The sequence below is a fragment of the Stenotrophomonas sp. 05L44_2 genome (genome assembly GCF_056665995.1).
The window spans coordinates 1-5,375 of record NZ_JBFTNR010000236.1 but is presented as its reverse complement, the minus strand read 5'-3'; the positions used below and the strand labels follow the sequence as shown (position 1 = coordinate 5,375).

The following is a 5,375-nucleotide window of genomic DNA, read 5'->3' as shown; positions in this document are numbered from 1 at the left end:
TCCTGTACGACCCGCGCTGGCCTTGGCATGCCGCTGCTGCACTGGGCGACAGCGTGGTGCCGGCACCGCAGTACCTGCGCTGCGAACCGCGCGACGCACGCGGCGTGTTCAGCCCGCGCTGAGCACTACACCTGCCAGGCCGGCGGCAGGCCGGCCTGCAGGTGCTCGRACAGCGCGCGGATCTTGGCGGTGAAATCGCGGCGGTCGCTCACGCAGAAGTAGACGYCCATCGGTTCCGGCTGCCAGTCGGTGCCGCAACCGAACACGCACTGCAGGCGACCATCGCGCAGGTAGGGCTCGGCCACGAACGCCGCCAGCCGGGTGATGCCGGCACCGGCGGCGGCCAGCTCGGCCAGCGCGTCGATGTCATCGCAGACCATGCTCGGCGGCAGCGCGGCATCCACCCGCTCGCCGTCCTTCAGCAGGCCCCAGCGCAGTGGCCGGCCATCGGTGGGAAAGCGATGCAGCAGGCCGCGATGGGCGGCCAGCTGCGCCGGTTGCAGCGGCGTGCCGTGCGCCTGCAGGTACGCCGGCGAGGCGCAGAACACGAACGGGATGCGTGCCAGAGGGCGTGCCACCAGCCCGTCCTCCAGCTGCGCGCCGATGCGGATGCTGGCATCCACCGCCTCGGCACCGTGCTGCACGGCGCGATCGGTCAGGCGCAGCTCCAGCTGCAGCTGCGGGTAGCGCTGCTGCAATGAGGGCAGCAGCGGTGCCAGCACGTGCCGGCCGAACGCGCTGCTGCTGGCGATGCGCAGGGGCCCGGCCGGCTCCACGTCGCCGGCGGTCACCATCGCCTGCGCGCGCGCCAGGTCGGCTTCGATATGCCGCACCTGCGCCAGATACACCGTGCCGGCCTCGCTCAGCGCCAGCTGGCGCGTGCTGCGGTTCAGCAGCCGCACGCCCAGGTGGGCTTCCAGCCGGTTGATGTTCTGGCCCACGGCGGTGGCGCTGATGCCAAGGGTGCGCGCCGCAGCGGCAATGCTGCCGGTCTCTGCGGTGCGGGTGAAGCTGCGGATGAGCTGCAACAGGTTCATGACCGACCAGCTTGCCATGCGGAAGGCCAAGTATCGCTTGGGTCTGTCCCAAGCAGTCGGTTGCATCGGTGACCATCGTTCACCGCGCAGCGGCGCTGCCCTACACTCCGGCGATGCGCCCCGATTCCATCCTCACTCTCTCCTGTCCCGACCGTACCGGCATCGTCTACCGCGTGTCGGGCCTGTTGTTCGACCACGTCTGCAACATCCTCGACGCCCAGCAGTTCGGCGACGAGGAGAGCGGTCGCTTCTTCCTGCGCGTGCACTTCGACCGCGATGCGGGCCTGCCGCTGGACACCGTGCACGCGGCGATGGCCGCACTGGCCGCGGACTTCGGCATGGACTGGCAGCTGCATGATGGCCGCCGCCGGCCGCGCCTGCTGGTGCTGGTCAGCAAGCAGGGCCATTGCCTGAACGACCTGCTGTTCCGTGCCCACAGCGGCCAGTTGAAGGTGGACATCGCTGCGGTGGCCTCCAACCATGCCGACTTCGCAGCACTGGCAGCGTCCTACCAGGTGCCGTTCCACCACCTGCCGGTGAACGCCGACACGCGCGCGGCGCAGGAACAGCAGATCATCGATCTGGTCGAGCGCGAGCGCATCGACCTGGTGGTGCTGGCGCGCTACATGCAGATTCTCTCACCCACGCTGTGCCGTGCGCTGGCGGGCAGGGCGATCAACATCCATCACAGCTTCCTGCCCAGCTTCAAGGGCGCGCAGCCGTACCACCAGGCGCACGCGCGCGGGGTCAAGATCATCGGCGCCACCGCGCACTACGTCACCGAAGACCTGGACGAAGGCCCGATCATCGAACAGGACGTGGCCCGCGTGGACCACGCGATGACCCCGCGCGAGCTGGTACGGCTGGGAAGCGATACCGAATCGCAGGTGTTGGCGCGGGCGGTACGCCGGCATGTGGAGCACCGCATCCTGCTCAACGGGCACCGCACGGTGGTGTTCAGGTAACGCGGGCAGTGCCCGGGATGGAGCCCGGCAATTGCCCACGATGCGCCCGCTGCTGCTGCTGGACTGTCCTGGGACAGGTGGAGCGCACGCCATCGATATGTTCCATCAGCCCTTTGGGAATGGATGACCACATCGGATCCAATACGAAATCGACCCCTTCACGCCGGGCGAGCTTCGCGGCGGGCACGAAGTCGGCATCGCCGGCCATCAGGATGATCTGGCGGACCTGGCGCTTGAGGGCGAGTGAGGAAATGTCGATGCCGATGCGCATGTCCACGCCTTTCTGTCGCACATCGGGCTGCAGCTCATCGGCTTGAAGATCGCCGAAGGTCCGCTTGCCCTTGAGCAGGTCGTCGAAGGTTCGCGATCCGGTCGTCCACGAACTGAAGTCGGTGAGGTGGCCAAGACGCAGGGCGACCTTCCGCTTCTGCTTCAGCGCCTCGTGCAGGCTGGATCTGAACAGTGCTTCGTCGGATCGCGAGTAGTCGATGCACAGCCCCGAAATCGGGTTGTGCATCTTCTTGCGCAGCGGCGGGCAATCGTAGAAGAAGATGCGATAGAGATCGCGTTGCTCGCCACTTGCATGCTTCAGATGGGCGATGGCCCATCGGTGAGCGACCTCGGCGGCGCGTTGAGCGTTGTAGGCGCTGTGGGGCTCGATGCGGCGAAAGCGTTTGATGAAATAGCCGCCATCAATGAGAACTGCCGTCGGCATACCGTTGCCCTCCTGGCTTCGTCCAATGAAAAAGCCCTCGGTTCGGCCGTCCCGCGATCTGTTGGGGGGCGTACTTGGAGGGCTGGATGGTCTTGATTCTGCAGGGGGCGAATCGGGCGCACAAGCGGCAGAGGCGACACGCTGCCTACAGGATCGCGATCCTCGCCTTCGCCAGGGCCTCGCGCACCATGCCGTCATTGGCCTCGGTCACCGGCCGGGTCAGCTCCCACAGGAATTTCACCCGGAAACCCGACTTCACCGCGTCCTGCGCGCTCCACAGCACGCAGTAGTCGCGGGCCAGCCCGCACACGTGCACCTCGCGGATGCCGCGTTCGTGCAGCCAGCCGGCCAGCCCTGTGGCCGGGCGCGTGCCGTCCGGGCCGTGGTTCTCGCGGAAGGCACTGTAGGAATCCACCTGCTGGCGGCTGCCCTTGCGCAGGATCAGGTCGGCCACGGTCCAGTCCACGCCGGGGTGCAGGGCGGCGCCGGTGCTGCCCTGCACGCAGTGGTCCGGCCACAGGGTCTGCGGCTGTGCATGCAGCAGGATGGCTTCAAAAGGCAGATGGCCCGGGTGCTGGCTGGCGAACGAGGCGTGGTTGGCCGGGTGCCAGTCCTGGGTGGCCACCACGGTGCGGTAGCGGCGCTCGGCCAGCAGCGCGTTGATCGGTGCCACCAGCGCATCGCCCTGTTCGCAGGCGAGGGCGCCACCGGGCATGAAGTCCGGCTGCAGGTCGATCACCAGCAGGGCGACATCAGCGGGCAGGGCGGTCATGGCAGGTCCAGCACAACGGAAGATGGGCGGCCAGCGTGGCCGCCCCTCGCGCGCACGTCAATCGCCGCTGGCGGTGTCGTTGTCCTGCCCGTAATACAGCAGGCCGATCCTGATGCGCTCGCGGCCGTTCTCGCGACGATGGCGGTTGGCATCGCGCAGCGAGTAGACGCAGCCACAGTACTCCTGCTGGTAGAACTGCTCGCGCTTGCTGATCTCGATCATGCGGCTGGCACCGCCGCCCTTGCGCCAGTTGTAGTCCCAGTACTGCAGGCCCTCGTAGCGCGAGGCGGCGCGCACACCACAGTCGTTGATCTGCGCCATGTTCTTCCAGCGCGAGATGCCCAGCGAGGAGCTGATGGTGTCRWAGCCGTGYTCGTGYGCGTACAGCGCGGTGCGCTCRAAGCGCATGTCGAAGCACATGGTGCAGCGGATGCCACGCTCGGGTTCGTTCTCCATGCCACGCGCACGGCTGAACCAGTTGTCGGTGTCGTAGTCGCAGTCGATGAAGGGGATGCCGTGCTGTTCGGCGAAGCGGATGTTCTCCTGCTTGCGCAGTTCGTATTCCTTCACCGGATGGATGTTGGGGTTGTAGAAGAAGATCGCGTAGTCGATCCCGGAGGCGGTGATCGCCTCCATCACTTCGCCCGAGCATGGCGCACAGCACGAGTGCAGCAACAGGCGCTGGCCGTTGTCGGGAAGGGTCAGGGTGGGGCGTTGGAGCTCGGTCATCGTCGGGTGCATCTGGGCGTGGGCAGCGGGTCTGGACGGAAACCGTGAACAGGACGCGCGCGGCCACATCGCCTGCACGCGCAGGACGACGACGGCCCCGGCAACCTCCCCGCGGAGATTCCAGGTCGAGTCAGGGGACTGTCGTGTCCCCCGGCCGGGGCCGGTATTCGGGCTGATGGACACGGGCCGGCTGGCCCACCTACTACCTGCCGCTTCCCAGGCGCGAGCCCAGTGCTGTTGGCAGGATTCGTTTCCATTCACCGCTGCGGGGCAGCTCCGGAATGGGCGCGTGAGGCGCCTTCACCGGATTCCCGTTTAAATCCCTGCCGCCATCGAAGCCACGGCAGGGATACCTTCGGCGTGCCCACGGTGGACGCGTTGGCGGCAATGGTCAAGGGCCGATGAAAACGCAGGGCTGTGGCGCGTTTCTCAGGCTGTGAGAGTGCCTCTTGCCATACTGGGCACCGACAGACGGGAGGTGGCTCGTGGCGGCGAAGTACTGCGATCTGGTCATGAAAGGCGGCATCACCAGCGGCATCGTGTATCCCAACGCGGTGCTCGCACTGGCCCGCGAATACCGTTTCAAGAGCATCGGCGGCACCTCGGCCGGTGCGATCGCCGCTGCCGTGGCCGCCGCTGCGGCATACGGCGACCGCCACCAGCAACGGGGCGAACAGCTGCCTGGCGACGCAGGCTATGGCGGCCTGTCGGCGGTGTCGGCGCAGCTGTCGCGGCGCGGATTCATCTACAGCCTGTTCCAGCCCGCCGCCGGCGCGCGCGCTGCGTATCGGCTGCTGGTGGTGCTGACCGGCAACGCCGGCTGGCCACGCAAGCTGCTGTGCCTGGCCATCGCGGTGTTCCAGATCGCGCCGCTGGAAGTGCTGGTGTCGCTGGCACTGCTGCTCGGCCTGGGCTGGTGGGGCGGTGGCTGGAGCGGCGTGGCGGCGACCCTGCTGCCGTCGCTGCTGTGTGCCTACGGCGCAGGCGTGGCCGCCGCTGCGCTAAGGGTGGCCCGGGTGGCGCGGCGCAACCTGCTGGGCCTATGCAGCGGGCTTAGCCGCAGTGCAGGCAAGCCGGCGCTGACTGAATGGCTGCATGAAAGCCTGCAGCAGCTGTCAGGCAAGCCGATGGATGCACCGCTGACCTTCGCCGATCTG

The 5,375-nt window shown here is 67.5% G+C and carries 5 protein-coding genes, 2 pseudogenes and 1 riboswitch; of the genes and pseudogenes, 3 read left to right on the top strand and 4 right to left on the bottom strand.

The annotated features are described in order from the left end of the window. Positions 1-122, top strand: a pseudogene (locus AC1VAN_RS10050) (oxidoreductase); the annotation flags it as partial. A gap of 3 nt (positions 123-125) precedes the next feature. On the opposite strand, the gene AC1VAN_RS10045 reads toward AC1VAN_RS10050, so the two are convergent. Continuing rightward, positions 126-1,037: a LysR family transcriptional regulator gene (locus AC1VAN_RS10045; RefSeq protein WP_480985736.1), complete on the bottom strand. Its 912-nt coding sequence runs from the start codon at positions 1,035-1,037 to the stop codon at positions 126-128. Between the two features lie 113 nt (positions 1,038-1,150). Here AC1VAN_RS10045 and purU point away from each other — a divergent pair, with 113 nt between their 5' ends. Beyond that, complete coding sequence (purU, locus tag AC1VAN_RS10040; RefSeq protein WP_442251487.1) at positions 1,151-2,002, top strand: formyltetrahydrofolate deformylase; 852 nt, start codon at positions 1,151-1,153, stop codon at positions 2,000-2,002. Here the strand turns inward: purU and AC1VAN_RS10035 are convergent. The 3 genes from AC1VAN_RS10035 to AC1VAN_RS10025 form a co-directional block, all read right to left on the bottom strand. Beyond that, complete coding sequence (locus tag AC1VAN_RS10035) at positions 1,995-2,717, bottom strand: NYN domain-containing protein (RefSeq protein WP_442251481.1); 723 nt, start codon at positions 2,715-2,717, stop codon at positions 1,995-1,997. The genes purU and AC1VAN_RS10035 overlap by 8 nt on opposite strands. Before the next feature lie 145 nt (positions 2,718-2,862). Continuing rightward, positions 2,863-3,489, bottom strand: a complete 627-nt coding sequence (gene pncA / locus AC1VAN_RS10030; protein WP_032978166.1) for a bifunctional nicotinamidase/pyrazinamidase — start codon at positions 3,487-3,489, stop codon at positions 2,863-2,865. A 57-nt stretch (positions 3,490-3,546) separates the two neighbouring features. Further along, positions 3,547-4,218 carry an epoxyqueuosine reductase QueH gene (locus AC1VAN_RS10025; RefSeq protein ID WP_480985735.1) on the bottom strand — a complete coding sequence of 224 codons (672 nt, stop codon included), beginning with the start codon at positions 4,216-4,218 and terminating at the stop codon, positions 3,547-3,549. 141 nt (positions 4,219-4,359) lie between these two features. Next, a riboswitch (cobalamin riboswitch) is annotated at positions 4,360-4,576 on the bottom strand. A gap of 154 nt (positions 4,577-4,730) precedes the next feature. Here AC1VAN_RS10025 and AC1VAN_RS10020 point away from each other — a divergent pair. Further along, a pseudogene (locus AC1VAN_RS10020) lies at positions 4,731-5,375 on the top strand (RpoH suppressor); the annotation flags it as partial.